Below are 22,753 nucleotides of genomic sequence, written 5' to 3'. Positions count from 1 at the left end.
CACTCCTCAGTACGCGAGCGAGCGGTCGACGGCGTCCAGCACCCGGTCAAGACCCGGAAGGTACTCCTCCTCGAGCCGCGCCGGCGGATACGGCGCATGGAACCCGCCGACCCTGAGCACCGGAGCCTCCAGGTGGTAGAAGCACCGCTCGGTGATGCGAGCGGCGATCTCCGCGCCGGAGCCGTAGAAGACGGGGGCCTCGTGCACCACGACCAGCCGGCGGGTCTTCTCGACCGACGTCTGGATGGTGTCGAAGTCGATGGGCGACATCGATCGCAGGTCCAGGACCTCGATGGACTTGCCCTCCTCCTCCGCGGCGGCCGCGGCCTCGACGCAGACCTTCACCATCGGGCCGTACGCGGCCAGCGTGAGGTCGGTGCCGGTCCGCAGGACGCGGGCGGTGTGGAGGGGTCCGGGGATCGCCTCGGTGTCGACCTCGCTCTTGTCCCAGTAGCGGCGCTTGGGCTCGAAGAAGATGACCGGGTCGTCGCTCTGGATGGCCTGCTGCATCATCCAGTAGGCGTCGGAGGAGTTCGACGGCGAGATCACCTTGAGGCCCGCCACATGGGCGAAGAGCGCCTCGGGGGACTCGGAGTGGTGCTCGACCGCGCCGATGCCGCCGCCGTACGGAATGCGGATGACGACCGGCATCTTGATCTTGCCGAGCGCGCGGGCGTGCATCTTCGCGAGCTGCGTGACGATCTGGTCGTACGCCGGGAAGACGAAGCCGTCGAACTGGATCTCCACGACGGGACGGTAGCCCCGCAGTGCGAGACCGATCGCCGTGCCGACGATGCCGGACTCGGCGAGCGGGGTGTCGATGACCCGCTCCTCGCCGAAGTCCTTCTGGAGTCCGTCGGTGACCCGGAAGACGCCGCCGAGCTTGCCGACGTCCTCACCCATGATCAGGACCTTGGGGTCGGTCTCCAGGGCCTTGCGCAGCGATTCGTTGATCGCTTTGGCGAGGGGAAGTTTCGTGGCGGCCATGATCAGTTGCCCTCCTCGGCGAAGGACGCCTGGTACGCGAGGAACTGAGCGCGCTCCTCGTCGACGAGGGCGTGCCCGTCTGCGTAGACATTCTCGAAGATCGCCAGGTCGTCCGGGTCGGGCATGGCCCGCACCGCCTCACGGACCCGCTTGCCGAGCGTCTCGCTCTCCTCCTCCAGGGAGGTGAAGAACGCTTCGGCCTCGTCCTTTTCGAGAACCGCGTTCTCCAGGTACGTACGGAGCCGCAGGATCGGGTCCTTCGCCTCCCACGCCTGGCGCTCCTCGTCGGCCCGGTACTTCGTCGGGTCGTCCGAGGTGGTGTGCGCGCCCATGCGGTAGGTGAACGCCTCGACCAGCGTCGGGCCCTCGCCGCGGCGGGCGCGCTCCAGCGCGGACCGGGTCACGGCCAGGCAGGCGAGCACGTCGTTGCCGTCGACCCGGATGCCGGGGAAGCCGAAGCCCTGGGCGCGCTGGTAGAGCGGCACCCGGGTCTGCTTCTCGGTCGGCTCGGAGATGGCCCACTGGTTGTTCTGGCAGAAGAACACCACGGGAGCGTTGTAGACCGCGGAGAAGGTGAACGATTCCGCGACGTCGCCCTGGCTGGACGCGCCGTCACCGAAGTACGCGATCACGGCCGAGTCGGCACCGTCCTTGGCCACGCCCATCGCGTAGCCGGTGGCGTGCAGCGTCTGCGAGCCGATGACGATCGTGTACAGGTGGAAGTTGTTGGTGTTCGGGTCCCAGCCGCCGTGGTTCACACCGCGGAACATGCCGAGCAGATTGGTGGGGTCGACACCGCGGCACCAGGCGACGCCGTGCTCGCGGTAGGTCGGGAAGACGTAGTCGTCGTCGCGCAGCGCGCGGCCCGATCCGATCTGTGCGGCCTCCTGGCCCAGCAGGGATGCCCACAGCCCGAGCTCTCCCTGCCTCTGCAGGGAGGTGGCCTCGGCGTCGAAGCGGCGCGTGAGAACCATGTCGCGGTACAGGCCGCGCAGCTCCTCGGGCGTCAGATCGATGCTGTACTCGGGGTGCTCGATCCGCTCGCCCTCGGGCGTCAGCAGCTGTACGAGCTGGGGCTCCGAGCCCTCTGGCTTCTTCGCGGCGCTGACGCGCTTGCTGCTGCGTCGCGGTTTGCGCGCGGCAGTGCTCTCCACGGTCACGTGCGTGCTCCTCCGTCGGTCCGGCCCCCGGGTTCGCCGGGTAAACCAGTGCGGCTCGCCTGATTCCAGTACCCGTGCACGGGGTGGGTGCGACGCAGCCGGGAACAGGCGTGACAGGTGCCCCGGCGAGCGCCCTGCCAAAGGCACGTTACCCAGTGGGCCGCATTACTGCGAAACCCCATTTGACCTGCGATTTTGCTTGGATATCCAAGTAAATCGAGAAATACGGGAACAACCACTGGTCACAGCCTTGCAGGCCGCCGGAACACGGGCACGTTATCCCGGGCACCCCGGGCACGGGAAGAGTAGATGTGTGAGACTGCTTTCGTGCCCGAAGACGGAAAAATCACCGTATTTCTTCTCGACGATCATGAGGTTGTGCGCCGCGGAGTCCACGAACTGCTCTCCGGCGAGGAGGACATCGAGGTCGTCGGAGAGGCGGGCACGGCGGCAGACGCCCTGGTCAGAATCCCTGCGACCAGCCCTGATGTCGCCGTTCTCGATGTACGGCTGCCCGACGGCAGCGGTGTCGAGGTCTGCCGCGAGGTCCGTTCCGCAAATGAGCACATCAAATGCCTGATGCTCACCTCGTTCTCCGACGACGAGGCACTTTTCGACGCGATCATGGCCGGCGCGTCGGGTTACGTTCTGAAGGCGATCCGCGGCAACGAGCTGTTGACGGCGGTGCGGGACGTGGCGGCCGGCCGGTCGCTGCTCGACCCCGTGGCGACCGCCCGGGTGCTGGAGCGGCTGCGGGGCGGCAACAGCCCGAAGAGCGACGAGAAGCTGGCGGCCCTGACCGAGCAGGAGCGCAGGATCCTGGACCTGATCGGCGAGGGACTGACCAACCGGGTCATCGGCGAGCGGCTGCACCTCGCCGAGAAGACCATCAAGAACTACGTCTCGAGCCTGCTGTCGAAACTGGGCATGGAGCGGCGTTCGCAGGCCGCCGCCTACGTGGCCCGGATACAGGCGGAGCGCGAGTACCGCTGACGCCCCGCCTCACCCGTCCGGGCTGACCCGTTCCGGCCCTCGCCACCGGGACCTTCGTCCCTGCGGGCCGAGGGCAGCGGGCCCTTTCGGGCAGGGCGTCCGTCACGGAGAGTGGAGTCATGTCCACCGAGGAAGCCCGCGGGGTCGAACTGCTCGGCCGCGTGCCGTACGGCCGACTGGCGACGAGCATGCGGGCCATGCCGTTCGTCGCGCCGGCCCGGCACATCGTGCTGGACGGCAGCGTCTTCCTGCGGATACACCGCGGTTTCGGCTACCACAGCGCGTGCAGCGGCAGCGTGGTGGCCTACGGCGCGGACAACCTCAACTCCGGGGCGGCGGTCCGCTGGTCGGTGCAGTTCAGCGGTACGGCGGAGGTGGTCCAGCCGTCCGAGGAGATGCTGCGGCTCTTCGGGGAGCAGCCGCACCACATGAACGGCGAGGCGTTCGATCCTGTCTATCTGCGGATCGAACCCCGGTTCGTGACCGTGCACACGATGGACTATCTCGAAGAGCGTCCCACCCGACACGCTGCGTGATCTAACATCTGGCGGGTGCCGCGCTCATCTGCAACCGCCCCACCCCTCGGTCCGCTTCTGCGCCGCTACGAGGATCCGGGCGAACCACTGTCCTGCGAGCCGGTCACCCTGGGCCTCCTCAACCGCGGCTACCGCCTGTCCACCACCCGCGGTGCCTACTTCCTCAAGCACCACCTCGACGGCGACCACGAGGCCATCGCCCGCCAGCACCGGGCGACCAAGCGTCTCCAGGCGCTCGGCGTCCCGGTCGCCCCGCCCGTCGAGGACACCGAGGGCGGCACGGTCGCGGTGATCGGCGGCTGCTGTTACGCCCTGCACCCCTGGGTCGACGGCCGCCACCGCGACGGCGCCCACCTCACGACGGCCCAGTCCCGGCGGCTCGGCTCGCTCCTGGGACTTGTCCACACCTGTCTCGACCAGGTCATGGAGGTCGACCACACAGAACGCGGCGAGTACGAGAGCGCCGACCCCGAGGAGACCTTCACGCTCATCGACGAACTGCTGTCCTTGGCTCGGGCCGCCCGGCCCCACGACGCCTTCGACGCCCTCGCCGAGCACCGGCTCGTGGAGCGCCGCGCGCTGCTGGAGCGCCATGCCGCGCACAGACCGCCGCCGGGCTCCGCGGGCGGCTGGGTGCACGGCGACTTCCACCCGCTGAACCTGCTCTACCGGGGCGCGGAGCCCGCGGCGATCGTCGACTGGGACCGGCTGGGCGTGCAGCCGCGCGCCGAGGAGGCCGTACGGGCGGCGGCGATCTTCTTCGTCCAGCCGGCCGGCGAACTGGAGCTGCCGAAGGTGCGCGCGTACGCGCGTGCCTACCGCCGGGCCGCCGGCGCGGACGCGGCGGAGCTCGCGGCGGCGGTGCACCGCGTGTGGTGGGAGCGGCTCAACGACTTCTGGATACTGCGCTGGCGCTACCAGCTGAACGACCGAAGGGCCGACCCGCAGTTTCCCGCGGTGTCGGCCCTGGCGGTCTGGTGGACGAGCGAGTACGAGGCGGTCCGGGACGCTTTCACGGCCTAGAGCCCGGCCTCGGCGCCGAGTCCGGGAGCCCTGGGGCACCCGGCCCGACGTCAGCCCTCGGTGCCGCCCGGGTCGCCCGGATCACCGTTGGCACCCTCGTTGGTGCCGCCCGTCGGCGGATCCGTGGGCGGGTCCGTCGGCTCGGTCGGCGGATCCGTGGGCTCCGTCGGCTGGTCCGTGGGCTCCGTCGGCTGGTCGGTGGGGCCCGCCGTCGTCTGCGGATCGCTCGGCGTGACCGGCCGGGTGTACGTCGGCTCCTTCGTCGGCTCCTGGTTGCCGCCGGTGCTGTCGTCCGGCTCCTCCGTCGGCTGGGTCTCCTCCTCGGTCGGCGTCGGCGTCTCGTCCGGCGTCGTGGGCGTCTCGGAGACCGACGTCTTGTCGGAGGGGGTGCCGCCCGTGTCGCCCGCCTTGTTCAGCGCGAAGGCGATGCCGGCCGCGATGGCGACCACCGCGAGCACGGCCAGCAGCCATGCCTTGCTGCGGCCCTTGCGGCCGCCCGGCCGATGACCGTCGTACGCGCCGTCGTTGGGGTTGGGCGGAGGCAGGAGCGGACCCTGCGAGGTGTCACCGTGCACGGGGTGGTGCACGGCGGTCGGCCCGGTGGTGCCCATGGCGGGCGTCGGCCCGCCGTCGTTCAGCATGACCGGCCCGGTGTTCCAGCTGCCGTTGTGGCTGCCCTGCTGCTGGAGCATCTGCAGCGAGTACTGCACCAGGCCGCGCATCTCCTCCGCGCTCTGGAACCGGTCGTCCGGGTCCTTCGCGAGCGAGCGCATCACCATGCCGTCGAGCTCCGGCGGCACCACGTCCGACACCTCGGACGGCGGGGCCGGGATGTCCTGGACGTGCTGGTAGACCACCGAGAGCGGGGTCTCACCGGTGAAGGGAGGCCGCAGCGCGAGGAGTTCGTAGAGCAGACAGCCCGTCGCGTAGAGGTCGGACCGGTGGTCGACGGCCTTGCCCAGCGCCTGCTCGGGGGACAGGTACTGCGGCGTGCCCATCACCATGCCGGTCTGCGTCATCGTCGTCGACGCCCCGTGCAGAGCGCGCGCGATGCCGAAGTCCATCACCTTCACCGCACCCGAGTTGGTGATGATGACGTTCGCGGGCTTGATGTCGCGGTGCACGATGCCGTGCTGGTGGGAGTACGCGAGTGCTTCGAGGACGCCGGAGACGATGATGAGGGCCTGCTCGGGCGGCGGGGCCTCGGCGTTCAGCAGCAGATCGCGGATCGTGCGGCCCTCGACCAGCTCCATGACGATGTACGGCACGGACTGGCCGCCCACGACGTCCTCGCCGGAGTCGTAGACCGCCACGATCGCATGGTGGTTGAGGCCCGCGACCGACTGTGCCTCGCGGGTGAAGCGGGCCTTGGAGACAGGGTCCTCGGCGAGGTCGGCGCGCAGCAGTTTCACCGCGACGGTTCGACCGAGCCGTACGTCCTCCGCCGCGTAGACTTCGGCCATGCCGCCGCGGCCGAGGCGGTGCGTCAGCCGGTACCGGCCGTCTCCGACCAGCCCGCCGGTGCCCCAGGAGTCCGCCGCATCCGGCACGCCGCCGCCTGCTTCGGGTTCGGGTGCCATCATTCCTCGCCGTCGTATCTGTCCGCGTGCGTGGGGGTGCGTGCGGGAATCGCTGTCGTCCTCAGGGTGCTTGTGCCGCCTCACGCTACAGCCTCTGCGAGACGCGCCTGCTCGAGATGGACCGGCCATCAAACCCGCTGCCGGTCCGACGGCGCAAATTCCATGCTTTTCCTGTAACGAGTCCGAGACTCTTCTTGTGCGTACGGTCACGGAACGGGCACCCGGCTTGACGTGTCGGACCCCTCGGGCAGACTTGCCCCGTAATAGGGATCACGTAATGCATCACGGATCACGCGGCGACGCGGGCAATCGCGGGCCGGCAGGTGCTCGCGCCGAGGGGGAAGCACAGTCATGAGCCAGGACGGCGCGCAGGGCCGCTATGCGGGTGGGTCCGTGGCGGGTGGCCGGTATCAGCTCCGCGACCTGCTCGGCGAGGGCGGTATGGCCTCCGTCTATCTGGCGTACGACTCGGCGCTGGACCGCCAGGTCGCCATCAAGACGCTGCACACCGAGCTCGGGCGCGAGCAGTCCTTCCGTGAGCGCTTCCGCCGCGAGGCCCAGGCCGTCGCCAAGCTGTCGCACCCCAACATCGTCTCCGTCTTCGACACCGGCGAGGACGAGCTCGACGGCTCGCTGATGCCGTACATCGTCATGGAGTACGTCGAGGGCCGGCCCCTCGGATCCGTCCTTCAGGCGGACGTCCAGCAGTACGGAGCGATGCCGGCCGAGAAGGCGCTCAAGGTGACGGCCGATGTGCTGGCCGCTCTGGAGACCAGCCACGAAATGGGCCTGGTCCACCGGGACATCAAGCCCGGCAACGTGATGATGACCAAGCGCGGCGTCGTCAAGGTGATGGACTTCGGCATCGCGCGCGCCATGCAGTCGGGCGTCACCTCGATGACGCAGACCGGCATGGTCGTCGGCACCCCGCAGTACCTGTCGCCGGAGCAGGCGCTGGGACGCGGCGTGGACGCCCGTTCCGATCTGTACTCCGTCGGCATCATGCTCTTCCAGCTGCTCACGGGACGGCTCCCGTTCGACGCGGACTCGCCGCTGGCGATCGCGTACGCGCATGTCCAGGAGGAGCCGGTCGCTCCGTCCTCGATCAACCGCTCCGTCACTCCCGCGATGGACGCCCTCGTCGCCCGTGCGCTGAAGAAGAACCCGAACGAGCGGTTCCCGAGCGCGGCCGCGATGCGCGACGAGTGCGCACGGGTGATGGGTGCCGGACAGACGGGCGCCCCGATGATCGTCGGTGGCGCCCCGGCCGCGAGCGGCTCGGGGGTCGGCTCGGCCGTCTTCCCGCCGCTCGACCAGTCGGCGCCGCCGCCGCAGAGCGTGCAGACGCCGTACCAGCCGAGTCCGTACGGCCCGCCGACCCCGGCGCCCGCCCCGACCCCGGCTCCGCAGTACGGCTATCCGCAGAATCCCGCTCCGGCGTACCAGACGGCGGGGCCCCTGGCCTCGACGCCGCCTCCGTACATGATGTCCCCGCAGACGGCCACGACCGGCCCGGGTGGCAGCAGCGGCGGCAAGCGGAACATGCCGGTGATCATCGGCGCGATCGCGGTCGCGCTGCTGGCGATCGGCGGTCTGATCGCGGCGATCTCGATGAAGGACAACGGTAAGGACGACAACACGGGCGGGGACCCGAGTTCGAGCACGTCTCAGCAGGGTGGTGAGCTCCCGCCGGACCGGTCGCGGACCATCGAGGCCACCAAGTGCTCCGCGGCGACGGAGGACGGCCAGGACCCCAAGAAGGTCGTCGTTCCCGACCTCCGCTACAAGGACGTGCTGTCCGTCAAGGACTGTCTGCGGGCCGCCGACTGGACGTGGACGGTCAAGACGGAGGACAACCCCCAGTGGCCCAAGGACGCTGTGGTCCAGCAGTACCCGAGCCAGGGCGCCGCTGTCCTCCCGGGCAGCCAGGAGTTCGAGCTGACGATCTCCACGGGCAAGTCCCCCTGACCTCGCCTTCTGTTCCGCTTCCTCTTCCGACACGGCCCGGTACGCACCACGCGTGCCGGGCCGTTCGTGTTGCCGCGGCCGATGACCCGGACGGCCGGTGCCCGAGATGCCGTCCTTGGTACGTCATGTGACGCTGAGTCCATCAACACAGCGGTTCGGCACGGGAGGGGGTCACCCGGTGACTCCAAGGCTCCGCACGCGGTGCGCCATCGCGGTCGCCTCGTTGCTGCTGGTCGCCCATCCGGCACACGCGGACGAGTCCGAGACCCCCGAAGCCTCCCCCTCCGGCAAACCCACGGCGTCCTCCTCCCTCGCGGGCAGGCCCGCCGGCGAGGGCCGGCCCCGCCCGGGGCGGCCGCTGCCCCCGGTGAGCGTGAGCCCGAGCACGCCGTCCGCTTCCGGTTCCGGCTCCGCCAAGCCGGCGCACACCCCGTCCGGCACCGCCTCCGCCACGCGTTCCGCGTCCGTTTCCGCCTCTCCGTCGGCTTCGGCGCCCCCCTCCCGCAAGCACCACCATCCGCCGCGGCCCCGTCTCACGGAGGAGGAGGAACCCTGGACGGAGGAGCACGAGGAGGACGCCGAACAACCGGCGCCTCCGCCGACCCCGTTCGCGCCCGCCGCCGCACGTCAACAGCAGGAACAGGCCGCCCCCGAGGCCGTCGCGAGGCAGATCTCGCCGCTGTCCCTCGGCATCGGGATGGCCCTCATGGGCCTCGGAATCGGCTTCCTGGCCGTACGGATGAGGCGTCGCTGAGGCGCCTGTCCTCCTTACGACGGAGGCGACGGCTCCGCCTCCCGATGGTTGGCGCGCGGCGGCATACCCGGTATACATACCGAGTATGTCCATCCGTCACGGGCTCCTCGCCCTCCTGGAACACGGTCCGCGGTACGGCTCACAGCTCCGCACGGAGTTCGAGTCCCGCACCGGTTCCACCTGGCCGCTGAACGTGGGTCAGGTCTACACGACCCTCAACCGCCTGGAACGCGACGGCATGGTCGCCCAGAGTGGTGCGGATGACGCCGGCCACGCGCTGTACGTCATCACCGAGGCCGGGCACGCCGAACTCACGAGCTGGTTCGAGACTCCGGTGGACCGGAGCAACCCGCCGCGGGACGAGCTGGCCATCAAGCTCGCCATGGCGATCGGTGCTCCGGGCGTCGACATCCGTGCCGTCATCCAGTCCCAGCGCCATCACACCGTGAAGGCGATGCAGGACTACACCCGGCTCAAGGCCCAGGCGCTGGCCGCCATCGAGGGCGGCGGGTCGCAGGAGCGCGACGACGTGGCCTGGCTGCTCGTCCTGGAACAGCTGATCTTCCAGACGGAGGCCGAGGCGCGCTGGCTCGACCACTGCGAAGTACGGCTCATCAGGCTCTCCGCCCAGGCCGAGCGGGGAGCCTCAGGCCCGACGGCCACCTCGCTGCTCGGACAGCAGGCGCAGTCCACGCAGTCCGCACCTGCCTCACAGTCCCCGCAGGCCGATCGCTCCGGGCAGTCCACGGCCTAGCGACAGGCCCCAGGCCGGGGCCGACTCCGCCCGGGGGCCCGGGAGTTCCCGGGCCCCGATCCCACGGTCCGAGCCCAGCGCTCCGGACCCCACGGTCCGAGCACCGCTCCGGACCCCCCGGGCCTCACGCCCATCAGTCTTCCGCTCACCCGTCCGTCCAAGGGGGACCCTCCCATGTCCGATCGCATGTCACAGCAGCCACAGGCGTCACAGCAGTCACAGCAGCCCGTTCTGCAACTGCAGGAGCTGACCCGTGTCCACGGAAGCGGCGCCACCGAGGTCCATGCCCTGCGCGGCATCAACCTCGACGTCTTCCCGGGCGAACTCGTCGCCGTCATGGGCCCGTCCGGCTCCGGCAAGTCCACGCTGCTCACCATCGCGGGCGGGCTCGACACCCCCACCTCGGGACGGGTGATCGTCGAGAACACCGACATCACCACCGCCAACCGCAAGACGCTCGCCGCCCTGCGCCGCCGCAGCATCGGCTACGTCTTCCAGGACTACAACCTCATCCCGGCGCTGACCGCCGCCGAGAACGTCTCCCTGCCGCGCGAACTGGACGGCATGTCCGCCCGCAAGGCCCGCAACGAGGCCGTCGCCGCCCTGGAGGAGATGGACCTCGGACATCTCGCCAACCGCTTCCCCGACGAGATGTCAGGCGGCCAGCAGCAGCGCGTCGCCATCGCCCGCGCCCTGGTCGGCGAGCGCCGGCTGGTCCTCGCCGACGAGCCGACCGGCGCCCTCGACTCCGAGACCGGCGAGTCCGTGCTCGCCCTGCTGCGCGCCCGCTGCGACGCCGGCGCTGCCGGCATCCTCGTCACGCACGAGCCCCGCTTCGCCGCCTGGGCGGACCGTGTGGTCTTCCTGCGTGACGGCGCCGTGGTCGACCAGACCATCCGCAGCCAGGCCGACTCGCTGCTCTCGGGCCAGGCGGCCGAACTGTGAACAGCTCATACCACTCCTGGCGGGCCGCGATCCGTATCGCCCGCCGTGACGCCTGGCGCTACAAGGGACGCAGCTTCCTCGTCCTCGCGATGATCGCCCTGCCCATCCTCGGTGTGAGCGCCGCGGACCTCACCCTGCGCAGCGCGGAGCTCTCCACCGCGCAGACCATGGAGCGCAAGCTCGGTGCCGCCGACGCGCGGCTGGACGACCCCGGCATGGGCGGGTCGCCCCTCATGCAGTCCCCCAACGGCGACAACTACATGCCGGTGGGCAACTTCGACAACCGGCCCTACCCGGAGGGCAAGGGCGACGTCAGCAAGGCCCTGCCCGCGGGCGCCACGTCGCTGCCCGACACGACCGGCCGGGCCAAGCTGCGGACGGCCCACGGTCTGCTGAACACCGAGGTCCGCGAGATCAAGGCGTCCGACCCCCTGGTCAAGGGGATGCTGACCGTCACCGACGGCCGGTTCCCGAAGAAGGACGACGAGGTCGCGGCGACCACGCACTTCCTGGAGAACAGCGACCTGAAGGTGGGGTCCAAGGTCACCGCCCGCGGCCTCGACCGCGAGTACACGATCGTGGGCGCCTACGAACTCCCGGACGCGCTCGACACCGATCAGATCAACGCGCTCCCCGGGGCGCTGCTCACGCCGCTGGACAAGGCGCTCGAGAAGGCGGGTCTGCCGAATTCGTCGGCGTCCACCACGTACCTGGTGAAGGTCTCGGGTGGTTTCACGTGGAACATGGTCAAGGCGGCCAACGCCAAGGGCGTGAAGGTCGAGTCCCGTGCCGTCGCCCTCGACCCCCCGGCCGATTCCGAGGTCCCGCTGTTCCAGGAGGACGGCTGGGGCAACTTCGAGCAGAGCACGGCCGCCAAGGCGGCCGCCCTCGCCGCCGCGGGAACCGTCGTCGGTCTGGCCATGCTGGAGATCTGCCTGCTGGCAGGCCCGGCCTTCGCCGTCGGCGCCCGGCGCTCGCGCCGCCAGCTCGGTCTGGTGGGAGCCAACGGCGGTGACCGCCGCCATATCCGTGCCATCGTCCTCTCCGGCGGTCTGGTCATCGGCATCGCCGCGGCCGTTGTCGGCACGATCCTCGGACTGCTGCTCACCTTCGCGCTGCGCCCGGTGCTCGAGAACTACATGGGTGCACGCTTCGGCAGTTTCGACATCCGGCCGCTGGAACTCCTCGGCATCGGACTGCTCGCGGTGTTCACCGGTGTGATGGCCGCGCTGGTGCCCGCCATCACCTCCTCGCGTCAGTCGGTGCTGGCATCGCTCACCGGCCGTCGCGGTGTCCGCAAGAGCAGCCGGGTGCTGCCGGTGATCGGTCTCGTGGCGGTCACCCTGGGCGCGGCCATCGCGCTCTACGGATCGACGATGACCGACCAGTTCATCGTCGTGGCGGGCGGCAGCGCCCTCGCCGAACTGGGCATCGTCGCCCTGACTCCCGCCCTGGTCGGCCTGTTCGGCCGCACGGGACGCATCCTGCCGCTGTCCCCGCGTCTGGCCCTGCGAGACGCGGTGCGCAACCGGGGCCGTACGGCCCCCGCGGTCGCCGCGGTGCTGGCCGCCGTCGCCGGCACGGTCGCGGTGGCGACGTACGCCGCGAGCACGGACGCCCAGAGCAAGGCCGACTACGAGGCACGGCTGCCGCACGGCGCGGTCTCCGTGATGATCGACGAGGACGGCGGCCGGGACGTCCCGTCCGTACGCGCCTCGGTCCAGAAGATGCTCCCCGTCGATGTCCGTGCGGACGTGGACCGGGTCTCGGTCGGCAAGGCCGGCTGCTCGATGTACGACGGCGGGGAGGGCTGCGGACGGTACGAGGTGATCGTGCCTCTCGCCAACCAGTGCCCGCTGTGGCGCACGGATCCGGCCCACCCGAACGACGATCCGTCGGAGAAGTTCAGCAAGGCCGAGCGGCGCAAGCTCGCCAAGGACTGGCGCTGCCTGAACAGCAACGAGGTCAGCTACACCGACAGCGGGCTCCTCGTCGGCGACGCCAAGCTGATGCGGGTCCTCGGAATCGACGACCCGGCGGCCGAGAAGGCACTCGCCGCGGGGCAGATCGTCTCGTTCGACAAGCGCCATGTGGACACCAAGGGCAAGATCGGCATCCGCCTGATCACCGACACGAAGGCGGCCGACGAGGCACAGGAGAAGGGCAAGGAGGCCCCCGGCGAGGTCAAGTCCTTCGCCACGTACCAGGCCGACGAGAAGCAGAAGTCCTACGGCGTCTCGATGATCATGTCGCCCGCCGCCGCGAAGGCCGCAGGGGTCCAGACGGTTCCGTTCGGTGCCTACTACTCCACCGACAAGATGCCGAGCAGTGAGCAGCGCCAGCAGCTGGACGCCGAGCTCGACAAGACCGGCTCCGAGGTCAATCTGCACGTCGAGGAGGGCTACACCAGCGAGAACAGCATCATTCTGCTGGCACTGACCGTCTTCGCCGGCCTGATCACCATCGGCGCGGCCGGTATCGCCACGGGTCTCGCCCAGGCGGATGCCGAGGCCGACCTGAAGACGCTGGCCGCGGTCGGCGCCCCGCCGCGGGTGCGCAGGACGCTCAGCGGCTTCCAGTGCGGGGTGGTGGCCGCGATGGGTGTGGTGCTCGGTTCGGCGGCCGGAGTGCTCCCGGCGATCGGACTGCGCCTCACCGAGAAGCGCCAGGAAGTGAAGTGGTACGAGGAGGCCCTCGACCAGGGCTACGCCGGCACCGACTCGCTTCCGTACGTGCCGATCCTCGTGCCCTGGGCGACCCTGGCGGCGCTGCTGATCGCGGTCCCCGTGGGCGCGGCTCTGCTGGCGGCGCTGGTGACCCGCTCCCGTGGCGCCCTGTCCCGTCGCGAGGCGACATGATCGGCCCGGATCGCGTCCTGATCAGCTCGTGACCGGCTCCTGATCGCACTGCCTGCACTTTTGTGCCCCCGTACGAGGGTGGATCACTCTCGTACGGGGGCACACCGTGTGATGACGCACATGTGCGAGAGAATGGCGGCATGGAGATGCCGAGGAATGAACGGTCGCAGGAGAGCCCCCACGTTCTTGTCGTGGGACAGGACGGAATGGCGCTCGGCGGCAGTGGCGGAGACGATGAGTCGCGGGAGGTCCCGTTGACCGAGATGGTGGAACAGCCGGCGAAGGTCATGCGTATCGGCAGCATGATCAAGCAGCTGCTGGAGGAGGTCAGGGCGGCACCTCTGGACGAGGCGAGCCGCGTACGGCTCAAGGCGATCCACGCCGGCTCGGTCAAGGAGCTGGAGGACGGGCTCGCGCCCGAGCTCGTCGAGGAACTGGAACGCCTTTCGCTCCCGTTCACCGACGAGGCGATCCCCTCCGAAGCCGAACTGCGGATTGCACAGGCCCAGTTGGTGGGCTGGCTCGAGGGTCTTTTCCACGGTATCCAGACGGCGCTGTTCGCCCAGCAGATGGCGGCGCGCGCCCAGCTGGAACAGATGCGCCGTGCTCTTCCGCCGGGCGCCTCCCACGAGGACGAGGAAAACCCGCCGCACGGAGCGCTTCGCTCGGGCCCGTACCTCTGACACGGAAGCTCTGACACGGAGGTTCGGGCACGGAGGTTCGGGCACGGAGGTTCTGATCAGGAACCTCTGATGCGGAGCCGCCGACACGGAATCCGGCCGGCGGGCCGGTCCGGTGCTGATGTCCAGCGCCGGACCGGCCCGCCGCGGCTTGTACGCGCCCGGGCCCGGGGCCGGGGCCGGGGGGGTGCCTCGTGATGTGCCGGTGGCCGGGGGGTGCCTCGTGTGTGCAGGTGGCCGGGGGGGTGCCTCGTGTGTGCAGGTGGCAGGGTGCGGGATCAGCCCGCGACCAGCAGGACCTTCCCGACGTTCCCGCCGGACTCCAGCACGCGGTGTCCTTCCGCCGCATCGGCGAGCGGGATCTGCCGGTCGACCACGGGACGGATCCGCCCGTTCTCGATCAACGGCCAGACGTGCTCACGTACGGCCGCGATGATCGCCGCCTTCTCACCCAGCGGGCGGCCCCGCAGCGAGGTCGCCGTCACCGCGGCCCGCTTGCCCAGCAGCGTCGACAGATTCAACTCCCCCTTGACGCCGCCCTGGAGACCGATCACCGCAAGCCGGCCGTTGACGGCGAGCGCCTGCACGTTCCGGTCGAGATACTTCGCGCCGACGATGTCGAGGATGACGTCCGCGCCCGCTCCGTCCGTCGCCTTGCGCAGCTCTTCCACAAAGTCCTGCTGCCGGTAGTCGATCAGGATGTCCGCGCCGAGTTCGGCGCAGCGCGCCAGCTTCTCGGGCCCGCCGGCCGTGACCGCCACCGTCGCGCCGACCGCCTTGGCGAGCTGGATCGCCATGGTGCCGATGCCGCTCGCCCCACCGTGGATCAGCAGCGTCTCGCCGGGACGCAGGTGCGCGATCATGAAGACGTTCGACCACACCGTCGCGGTCACCTCGGGCAGCGCCGCCGCCGTCACCAGGTCCATCCCCTGAGGGACGGGCAGCAGCTGTCCTGCCGGTACGGCGACCTTCTCGGCGTACCCGCCGCCCGCCAGCAGCGCGCATACCTCTTCGCCGACGGACCAGCCGGAAACCCCGGGTCCGAGCGCCGCGATGGTGCCGGAGCACTCGAGGCCGGGGTAGGGGGAGGCGCCCGGCGGAGGGTTGTAGAAGCCCTGCCGCTGCAACAGATCGGCGCGGTTGACGGCGCTCGCCGCGACCTCGACGAGGACCTCGCCCTCGCCGGGTACGGGATCGGGCGCCTCGGCCCACACAAGCGCCTCGGGACCGCCGGGTTCGGGAATCGTGATCGCATGCATGGCGGCGAGGCTACCCCCGTGCGGCCCTATTCAAGGCTGTTGAGCGGTGAGCCTTCGTCGGCCCGCACGATGGTGATCACCCGGTCCGTCAACTGCAGAGGACTCGCGGCGGGATCGTCGTATCCCAGCAGCCGGTGTCCCCGCAGCACGCTCACCACCAGGTCCTTCGTCTCCCGGACGCTGAGGCCGACCTCGGCCTTTATCACCGGCCGTTCGATCAGATCGAGGCCGCTGCCCTGCTGGATGAGGTCCTCCATCACCGCGCCCGCACTGGGACTGAGCACGGAAAGGCCCAGCAGGCGTCCCGCCGCGCTGGCGCTGGTGATGACCGCGTCCGCACCGGACTGCCGCAGGAGCGGGGCATTCTCCTCCTCGCGCACCGCCGCGACGATCTTCGCCTTCCGGTTCAGCTGTCGCGCCGTCAGCGCCACCAGCACCGCCGTGTCGTCCCGCTGGGTCGCGATGACGATCTGGTGGGCCCGTTGCACCTCGGCCCGCAGCAGCACATCGCTGCGGGTGGCGTCGCCGATCACCCCCACATAGCCCTCGGCGTTGGCCGTCTCGATCACCTTCTCGCTGGGGTCGACGACGACGATCTGTTCCTGCTTCACACCGGTCGCCGTCAGCGTCTGGAGCGCCGAACGGCCTTTCGTTCCGAAGCCGATGATGACCGTGTGATCGCGCAAGCGAAGCCTCCAGCGGTTCAGCCGCCACTCCTCCCGGGTCCGTTCCGTGAGGACCTCAAGGGTGGTGCCGACCAGGATGATCAGAAAGAGCACGCGCAGCGGCGTGATCAGCAGCACGTTCGTCAGCCGGGCACCGGCACTGTACGGGACGATGTCGCCGTAGCCCGTGGTGGAGAGGGTGACCGTCGCGTAGTAGACGGAGTCGAGGAAGTCGACCGAGTCGTCCGAGTTGTCGTGGTAGCCGGAGCGGTCCATCCACACCAGCAGAACGGTGATCACCAGGACCGCGAGAGCCATCAGCAGCCGTTTGGCGACCTGACGCAGCGGGCGATCGACGACCTGGCGGGGGAGCTTCACCCGACTCGTGACGAGGAACTCCTCCGCCCGCCGGGCCATGGCGTCGTGGCCGGGCAGTTTCACGTGAAACACCCGCCGTCGACGGTCGAGGGGGTCCCTGGGGTCCACGGCAGGTCGAGGACTTCCAGCTCGTCCCCCGGCCGCGCACCGCCGGGCGGCACCACGGCGAGTCCGTCGGACGCGGCGATGCCCCGCAGCATGGCCGGCCCGTTGTAGTGCAGCGGCACGAGTTCCTCGCCGCGGTGCACGAACGGCACCAGCCGCGTGTCGTACGGATGCCCATGGACCTCGTCACGTACGGGCGCGACATAGCCCGCCGTGGCCACTGTCCCCGCGAGCCCCCGCAGAAGCGGCTCGGCGAGGGTGAGGAGCCCGGACACCGCCGCCAGGGGGTTGCCCGGCAGACCCACGAGATGCCGGACGGGGACGTTCTTGCCGGGCGGGAGGGCGGCCAGCAGCATCGGATGTCCCGGGCGTACGGCCACGCCGTCGACCAGCAGCTCCGCACCCACCTTCCGCAGGACGGGATGGACATGGTCGACCGGCCCGGCGGCCGTGCCACCGGTGGTGATGACAAGATCGGCGTCCGATGTGGTGACGGCCCGGTGGAGCGCGTCGGCGTCGTCGCCGAGCGCGCGGGTGGCGACGACCTCGACCCCGAGGGCCCGCAGCCAGGGGCCGACCATCGGCCCGAGGGCGTCACGGATCAGTCCGTCGTGGGGGAGTCCTTCGGTGAGCAGCTCGTCACCGAGGACAAGGATCTCGACCCGCGGCCGGGGAACGGTGAGCAGCTCGTCGTACCCCGCGGCGGCGGCGAGGCCCAGCACGGCGGGGGACACCAGGGAGCCCGTGGGCAGGAGCTGGTCGCCGGAGCGGCACTCCTGTCCGCGCGGACGGATGTCCTGGCCCTGCGTCACGGCCCGTTCGGCGTGCAGCAGTCGGCCGTCCGCGTCGGTGCGGGCGTGCTCGGTGCGGATCACCGCGGTGGCCTCGGCCGGGATTCGGGCTCCGGTGGCGATCCGTACGGCCGAGCCGTCCTCCAGCTCGGGTGCGTCGTCACGGCCCGCGAGGACCGAACCGTCGCCGTGGATCCGCCAGGGGCCGGGGCCCGCCACCGCCCAGCCGTCCATGGCCGAGGTGTCGAAGGACGGCAGATCGCACAACGCGGTCAACGGCTCCGCCAGTACCTGGCCGACGGCCTGCCCCAGCGGAACCTTCCGGGTACGGGCGGGAGCGCTGCGCCCGATACGCGCGGCGAGCGCCCGGGCCGCGGGCCACGCCGTCGCACGGTGTCCGCCGGTGTCGGGCGCCGTGGGCCGGTTGCCGGTGGGGGTGTGTTCCTGGCGCGACTGGGGGCCGAGCAGCGCCAGGGCCTCCTCGACGCCGTCGGACTCGGGCTCGGCGCCGACCTCGTGCTTGCGACCGTTCATCCGGCGTCGGCCTGGTCCGGCCCGGCGGACTCGGGCGCCGACTGCTGAGCCTCCGCCTCCCAGCGCCTGGCGAGTGCGGCGGCCTTCCGGGAAGCCTCCGCGACCGCTTCCGGCCCGCCGTCACCCGCTGTCGCCGCCGCATACCCCACCAGGAACGTGGTGAGGGGAGCGGCGGGGCGGGCGACGCCGTGCGCGGCATCACGGGCGAGGTCGAGCAGGGCGCCGGTGTCGACGTCGAGCTCGATGCCCAGTTCATCCTTGACTGCGGTGATCCATTCGTCCAGCACGTTCCCATGCTCCCTGATGCGGGCCCTGGCCGCGGAGATGTCCTCCCAGGTGTCGCAGTCGAAGGAGGCGAGCGGCTCCGCGTGGATCCGGGCGAGGTCGAGTTCCTGCGTCAGCAGACGCAACGGCAGCCCGGTCAGACTCCCGTATTCCGTGGCGAGCAGAGCGAGTTCGCGGCGCAGCGGCTCCGTACGGTACGCGGCGACGAGCGGCTGGTCACGCCCATCGGGATCGGTGAGCAGCGCCGCCTCACGCCCGCTGCTGCCGAGCGTGCCGATCAGCCGGCGCACGGTGGGCTCCCCCAGGAACGGCAGATCGGCCGACAGGACGAGGACCGACTCGGCGGCGGTCTGCCGCACGCCGGCGTCGAGCGCGGCGAGCGGGCCGCCGCCCGGGGGGTCCTCCCGTGCCCAGACGACAGGGCGGGCGGTGGCCCTGCGACCTCCGACGACCACGGTCCGCGCGGCGTCGCGGCAGGCCCCGAGCACGCGGTCGAGGAGCGGCCGCCCGCCGACACTCAGCGCCGGCTTGTCGGCTCCGCCCAGCCTCTTGGCGGCTCCCCCGGCCAGCACGATGGCGTCATACGCGGTCATGCCTGAAGTATGGTCCGCGACGGCCCGGCCGGGGACCCCTGAGTGGATCTCTCTTGATCCCGGCCTCGTGCTTTCTGCGCTTCGCTCCTCCACTGCTCGGCTGCTGGTGCTCCTCGGCTCTCTGCTTTCTGCCGCTTTGCGCGGTGCTGAGCTGTTCCCTGCTCGGCCGGTGCTGTTCGTCTACAGGGTGCGCAGCAGCACCGAGGGGTGCTCGACGCAGTCGGCCACGTACCGCAGGAACCCTCCCGCGGTGCCGCCGTCGCACACCCGGTGGTCGAAGGTGAGCGAGAGCTGGACGACCTGGCGCACGGCCAGTTCGCCCTTGTGCACCCACGGCTTGGGCACGATCCGGCCGACCCCGAGCATCGCCGCCTCCGGGTGGTTGATGATCGGCGTGGAGCCGTCGACCCCGAACACTCCGTAGTTGTTCAGCGTGAACGTCCCGCCCGTCAGGTCCGCCGGCGTGAGCGCACCCTGCCTCGCCACCTCGGTGAGCCGCGCGAACTCCGCGCTCAGCGACTCGGCCGAGCGGCTCTGTGCACCCCGCACCACGGGGACGACCAGACCGCGCTCGGTCTGTGCCGCGAACCCGAGGTGGACCTCGGGCAGCCGGACGATCTCCCTGGCCTCCATGTCCACCGTGGAGTTGAGCTCCGGGTGGCGGGCCAGCGCGGCCGTGCAGATCCGGGCGAGCAGCGCGATGAGCGAGATCTTCGGTCCGCCCGCGGCGTTCATCGCGGCGCGGGCCGCCATCAGCTCGGTCGCGTCCGCGTCCACCCAGCAGGTGGCCTCGGGTATTTCGCGGCGGCTGCGGGACAGCTTGTCCGCGACGGCGCCACGAACACCGCGCAGCGGTATCCGTTCACCGCGCATGCCGGTCTGTGCCACAGCGGCAGGGGCAGTGGCAGTGGCGACGGGGGCGGCGGTGGTGGTCGGAGCGGCGGCGCCCGCGGCGGGCACGGGCGGAGCCTCGGCCGCGGCCATGGCGCGCTCGACGTCCGCCCGCAGGATCAGGCCGTCCGGACCGGAGCCCGTCAACTGCCGAAGATCGAGACCGTTGTCCCGGGCGAGCCGGCGCACGAGCGGCGAGATGACGGGCACGGGCCCGACCCCGGCGTCCGGGACGGCCACGCTGCCGTTGAGTGCCGCGTGACCCGCGACAGCGGGCTGAGCGGCGGGGGCGGGCGTGGGCTCGACGTATGCAGGGGCCGCGGGTGCCGCCGGTGCGGGAGCACGCTCGGCCGGAGCGGCCGGAGCGGCACCCGGGACAGCAGGCCGAATCCGGCGGCGGCGAGCCGCGGGCGCACCTGTCCCGTACCCCACCAGCACATTGCCGGACGACTCACCCGAGGCCGCCGACGGCGCCGACGCAGGCTCGGCGGCCGGACCGGCTTCACTGCCGTCAACGGCCGACGAGGCGCCGACCGCCACCGTCAGCAGCGGTGCGCCGACCGGCAGTTCGGTGCCCTCCTCGCCGTACCGCGCGGTGACCACACCGCCGTAGGGGCACGGCACCTCGACCATGGCCTTCGCCGTCTCGACCTCGACCACGGGCTGGTCGATCGCGACGACATCTCCCACGTTGACCAGCCAGCGCACGATCTCCGCCTCGGTCAGTCCCTCGCCGAGGTCCGGCAGCTTGAACTCCAGCACCTGTGCCATCAGTTCCCCGCCTCCCACTGCAGTCGCGCGACCGCGTCCAGCACCCGGTCCACTCCCGGCAGATGGTGCCGCTCCAGCATCGGCGGCGGATAGGGGATGTCGAACCCGGCCACCCGGAGCACCGGGGCCTCCAGATGGTGGAAGCAGCGCTCCGTCACCCGCGCGGCGATCTCCCCTCCGGGACCGCCGAAGCCGGTGGACTCGTGGACCACGACCGCCCGTCCCGTGCGCCGCACGGACGCACAGACCGTCTCGTCGTCGAAGGGCACCAGGGACCGCAGATCCACGACCTCGAGGTCCCAGCCCTCGGCCGCGGCGGCCTCCGCGGCCTCCATGCAGACCGGCAGGGAGGGCCCATAGGTGATGAGCGTGGCGCTGCGTCCCTGACGCCTGACCACGGCGCGGCCTATCGGCTCGACGGCGGTGGGCGCCTCCGGCGACCACTGCGACTTCGACCAGTACAGCCGCTTCGGCTCCAGGAAGACCACCGGGTCGTCCGAGGCGATCGCGGCCCTGAGCAGTCCGTACGCGTCGTCGACCGTCGCGGGCGTGACGACATGGAGCCCGGGGGTCGCCATGTAGTAGGCCTCGGACGAGTCACTGTGGTGCTCGACGCCGCCGATCCCGCCGCCGTACGGCACGCGCACGGTGATGGGCATCGGCATGGCACCCTTGGTGCGGTTGCGCATCCGCGAGACATGGCTGATCAGCTGCTCGAACGCGGGATACGCGAAGGCGTCGAACTGCATCTCGACGACGGGACGCAGCCCGTACATCGCCATACCGACCGCGGTGCCGAGAATGCCCGCCTCTGCCAGCGGTGTGTCGGTGCACCGGTCCTCGCCGAACTCCTTGGCCAGTCCGTCCGTCACCCGGAAGACTCCGCCGAGCGTGCCGACGTCCTCCCCCATCACATGGACGGTCGGGTCCTGTGCCATCGCGTCACGCATGGCGCGTTGCAGGGCTTGCGCCATGGTGGCGGGCTTCACCGCGGCCGTGGTCATCGTGCTTCTCCCTCGGCGTCGAGCTCGGCGCGCAGCTGCGCGGCCTGCTCCCGCAGCTGGCTGGTCTGCTCGGCGTAGACATGCTCGAAGAGGTCCATCGGCTGGAGCACCGGGTCGGCGTTCATCCGCTCGCGCAGGTCCGCCGCCATCGTCTCGGCGGAGGCCGCGACGCTCTCCCTGGCCTCGTCGTCCAGCAGCCCTCGCTCCGTCAACTCACGCTCCAGCAGCCGGATCGGGTCGTGTGCCCGCCAGGCCTCGACCTCGGCGTCGCCGCGGTAGCGCGTCGCGTCGTCGGCGTTGGTGTGGGCTTCGATGCGATAGGTGACGGCCTCGATCAGCGTGGGGCCACCGCCGCGGCGGGCGCGGTCGACCGCGTCGCTGAGGACCTCGTGCATCGCGGCGGCGTCGTTCCCGTCGACCAGCCGGCCCGGCATGCCGTACCCCACGGCCTTGTGGGCGAGCGAGGGGGCGGCGGTCTGCTTGGCCAGCGGCACGGAGATCGCGAAACCGTTGTTCTGCACGAGGAAGACGACAGGGGCCTGCCAGACGGCGGCGAAGTTCAGCGCCTCGTGGAAGTCGCCCTCGCTGGTGCCGCCGTCGCCGACCATGGCGAGCGCGACGACGTCGTCCCCCTTGAGCCGGGCGGCATGCGCCAGTCCGACGGCGTGGGGCAGCTGGGTGGCGAGAGGGGTGCTCAGGGGCGCTATGCGGTGCTCGTGCGGGTCGTAGCCGGTGTGCCAGTCGCCGCGCAGCAGGGTCAGCGCCTGCACGGGGTCCAGGCCGCGTGCCACGGCCGCGAGCGTGTCGCGGTAGCTGGGGAAGAGCCAGTCGCGCTCCTCCAGCGCCAGCGCGGCCGCCACCTCGCTCGCCTCCTGCCCGGTGCTTGAGGGGTAGACGGCAAGCCTGCCCTGCTTGGTGAGGGCGGTCGCCTGCACGTTGTACCTGCGGCCGCGCACCAGCTGGGCGTACAGCTTCAGCAGCAGCTCGGGGTCGGTGCCGGCCGCGGCGTCCGTACCGAGCACGCGGTACGGCTCCGGGTCCGGGAGCAGTGGCGCGGGGTCCGTACGGGGCTTCCACGCCGGGGGCGGCGTGGGCCGGTACGCGACGGCGCCGGGCAGCTCCTGGACCGTCATGCTGCTCTTTCGCACAGCGAGCACCTCCTCCTGGGAGCGACGACGAAGCGGCCGGGGTGTGGCCCGCCTCACCTACCGATTGTTCGGTCGTGGACGCATTTTGGCT

Annotated in this window: 19 protein-coding genes; 9 read left to right on the top strand and 10 right to left on the bottom strand. The window is 70.9% G+C overall.

Annotated elements, in window-relative coordinates; translation table 11 throughout:
• Positions 1-6: 6 nt before the first annotated feature.
• Entirely contained in the window at positions 7-987 is a 981-nt protein-coding gene (locus ACQPWZ_RS18565) for an alpha-ketoacid dehydrogenase subunit beta (protein WP_313945240.1), read from the bottom strand.
• 2 nt (positions 988-989) lie between these two features.
• Positions 990-2,147, bottom strand: coding sequence for a pyruvate dehydrogenase (acetyl-transferring) E1 component subunit alpha (pdhA, locus tag ACQPWZ_RS18560; protein WP_340474188.1), 1,158 nt, complete (start codon positions 2,145-2,147; stop codon positions 990-992).
• A 327-nt stretch (positions 2,148-2,474) separates the two neighbouring features.
• On the opposite strand from pdhA (ACQPWZ_RS18560), the gene ACQPWZ_RS18555 reads away from it, so the two are divergent.
• From ACQPWZ_RS18555 to ACQPWZ_RS18545, 3 genes are all read left to right on the top strand, one after another.
• Entirely contained in the window at positions 2,475-3,140 is a 666-nt protein-coding gene (locus tag ACQPWZ_RS18555) for a response regulator transcription factor (RefSeq protein WP_340474187.1), read from the top strand.
• Positions 3,141-3,259: 119 nt separating this feature from the next.
• The gene (locus ACQPWZ_RS18550) at positions 3,260-3,676 is read left to right on the top strand and encodes a pyridoxamine 5'-phosphate oxidase family protein (RefSeq protein WP_433571894.1); all 417 of its coding nucleotides are present in this window, start codon (positions 3,260-3,262) and stop codon (positions 3,674-3,676) included.
• A 15-nt stretch (positions 3,677-3,691) separates the two neighbouring features.
• Positions 3,692-4,699, top strand: a complete 1,008-nt coding sequence (locus ACQPWZ_RS18545; RefSeq protein WP_433571893.1) for a phosphotransferase — start codon at positions 3,692-3,694, stop codon at positions 4,697-4,699.
• A gap of 50 nt (positions 4,700-4,749) precedes the next feature.
• On the opposite strand, the gene ACQPWZ_RS18540 is transcribed toward ACQPWZ_RS18545, so the two are convergent.
• Positions 4,750-6,279: a protein kinase domain-containing protein gene (locus ACQPWZ_RS18540; RefSeq protein WP_433571892.1), complete on the bottom strand. Its 1,530-nt coding sequence runs from the start codon at positions 6,277-6,279 to the stop codon at positions 4,750-4,752.
• A gap of 351 nt (positions 6,280-6,630) precedes the next feature.
• Between ACQPWZ_RS18540 and ACQPWZ_RS18535 the strand changes: the two genes are divergently transcribed.
• From ACQPWZ_RS18535 to ACQPWZ_RS18510, 6 genes are all read left to right on the top strand, one after another.
• A complete protein-coding gene (locus tag ACQPWZ_RS18535) occupies positions 6,631-8,247 on the top strand; it encodes a protein kinase domain-containing protein (RefSeq protein WP_433571891.1) in 1,617 nt (538 codons plus the stop codon).
• 178 nt (positions 8,248-8,425) lie between these two features.
• Positions 8,426-9,001 (top strand): hypothetical protein, encoded by a 576-nt coding sequence (locus ACQPWZ_RS18530; RefSeq protein ID WP_383237223.1) that lies wholly within the window; start codon positions 8,426-8,428, stop codon positions 8,999-9,001.
• Between the two features lie 85 nt (positions 9,002-9,086).
• Complete coding sequence (locus tag ACQPWZ_RS18525) at positions 9,087-9,755, top strand: PadR family transcriptional regulator (RefSeq protein ID WP_356704827.1); 669 nt, start codon at positions 9,087-9,089, stop codon at positions 9,753-9,755.
• 174 nt (positions 9,756-9,929) lie between these two features.
• Positions 9,930-10,700: an ABC transporter ATP-binding protein gene (locus ACQPWZ_RS18520; RefSeq protein ID WP_327682280.1), complete on the top strand. Its 771-nt coding sequence runs from the start codon at positions 9,930-9,932 to the stop codon at positions 10,698-10,700.
• Positions 10,697-13,558: an FtsX-like permease family protein gene (locus ACQPWZ_RS18515; RefSeq protein ID WP_433571890.1), complete on the top strand. Its 2,862-nt coding sequence runs from the start codon at positions 10,697-10,699 to the stop codon at positions 13,556-13,558. Before ACQPWZ_RS18520 ends, ACQPWZ_RS18515 begins: the two co-directional genes overlap by 4 nt.
• 140 nt (positions 13,559-13,698) lie before the next feature.
• Positions 13,699-14,241, top strand: a complete 543-nt coding sequence (locus tag ACQPWZ_RS18510) for a bacterial proteasome activator family protein (RefSeq protein WP_340474180.1) — start codon at positions 13,699-13,701, stop codon at positions 14,239-14,241.
• 275 nt (positions 14,242-14,516) lie between these two features.
• On the opposite strand, the gene ACQPWZ_RS18505 is transcribed toward ACQPWZ_RS18510, so the two are convergent.
• From ACQPWZ_RS18505 to pdhA (ACQPWZ_RS18475), 7 genes are all read right to left on the bottom strand, one after another.
• Complete coding sequence (locus ACQPWZ_RS18505; protein WP_313945252.1) at positions 14,517-15,497, bottom strand: NAD(P)H-quinone oxidoreductase; 981 nt, start codon at positions 15,495-15,497, stop codon at positions 14,517-14,519.
• 26 nt (positions 15,498-15,523) lie between these two features.
• Positions 15,524-16,579, bottom strand: coding sequence for a potassium channel family protein (locus ACQPWZ_RS18500; RefSeq protein ID WP_356704859.1), 1,056 nt, complete (start codon positions 16,577-16,579; stop codon positions 15,524-15,526).
• A gap of 20 nt (positions 16,580-16,599) precedes the next feature.
• Complete coding sequence (locus tag ACQPWZ_RS18495; RefSeq protein WP_433571889.1) at positions 16,600-17,970, bottom strand: molybdopterin molybdotransferase MoeA; 1,371 nt, start codon at positions 17,968-17,970, stop codon at positions 16,600-16,602.
• Positions 17,967-18,848, bottom strand: coding sequence for an NTP transferase domain-containing protein (locus tag ACQPWZ_RS18490; protein ID WP_340474177.1), 882 nt, complete (start codon positions 18,846-18,848; stop codon positions 17,967-17,969). The genes ACQPWZ_RS18495 and ACQPWZ_RS18490 overlap by 4 nt, the downstream gene beginning before the upstream one ends.
• A 180-nt stretch (positions 18,849-19,028) precedes the next feature.
• Complete coding sequence (locus ACQPWZ_RS18485; RefSeq protein ID WP_433571888.1) at positions 19,029-20,510, bottom strand: dihydrolipoamide acetyltransferase family protein; 1,482 nt, start codon at positions 20,508-20,510, stop codon at positions 19,029-19,031.
• Positions 20,510-21,514, bottom strand: coding sequence for an alpha-ketoacid dehydrogenase subunit beta (locus ACQPWZ_RS18480; protein ID WP_340474174.1), 1,005 nt, complete (start codon positions 21,512-21,514; stop codon positions 20,510-20,512). Before ACQPWZ_RS18480 ends, ACQPWZ_RS18485 begins: the two co-directional genes overlap by 1 nt.
• Positions 21,511-22,647, bottom strand: a complete 1,137-nt coding sequence (gene pdhA / locus ACQPWZ_RS18475; RefSeq protein ID WP_433573834.1) for a pyruvate dehydrogenase (acetyl-transferring) E1 component subunit alpha — start codon at positions 22,645-22,647, stop codon at positions 21,511-21,513. Before pdhA (ACQPWZ_RS18475) ends, ACQPWZ_RS18480 begins: the two co-directional genes overlap by 4 nt.
• Between the last annotated feature and the right edge of the window lie 106 nt (positions 22,648-22,753).

Source organism: Streptomyces sp. CA-251247 (assembly GCF_050952975.1).
Lineage (GTDB): Bacteria > Actinomycetota > Actinomycetes > Streptomycetales > Streptomycetaceae > Streptomyces > Streptomyces achmelvichensis.
The sequence above is the reverse complement of the archived record's forward strand: the minus strand, read 5'-3'. Positions and strand labels throughout refer to the sequence as shown.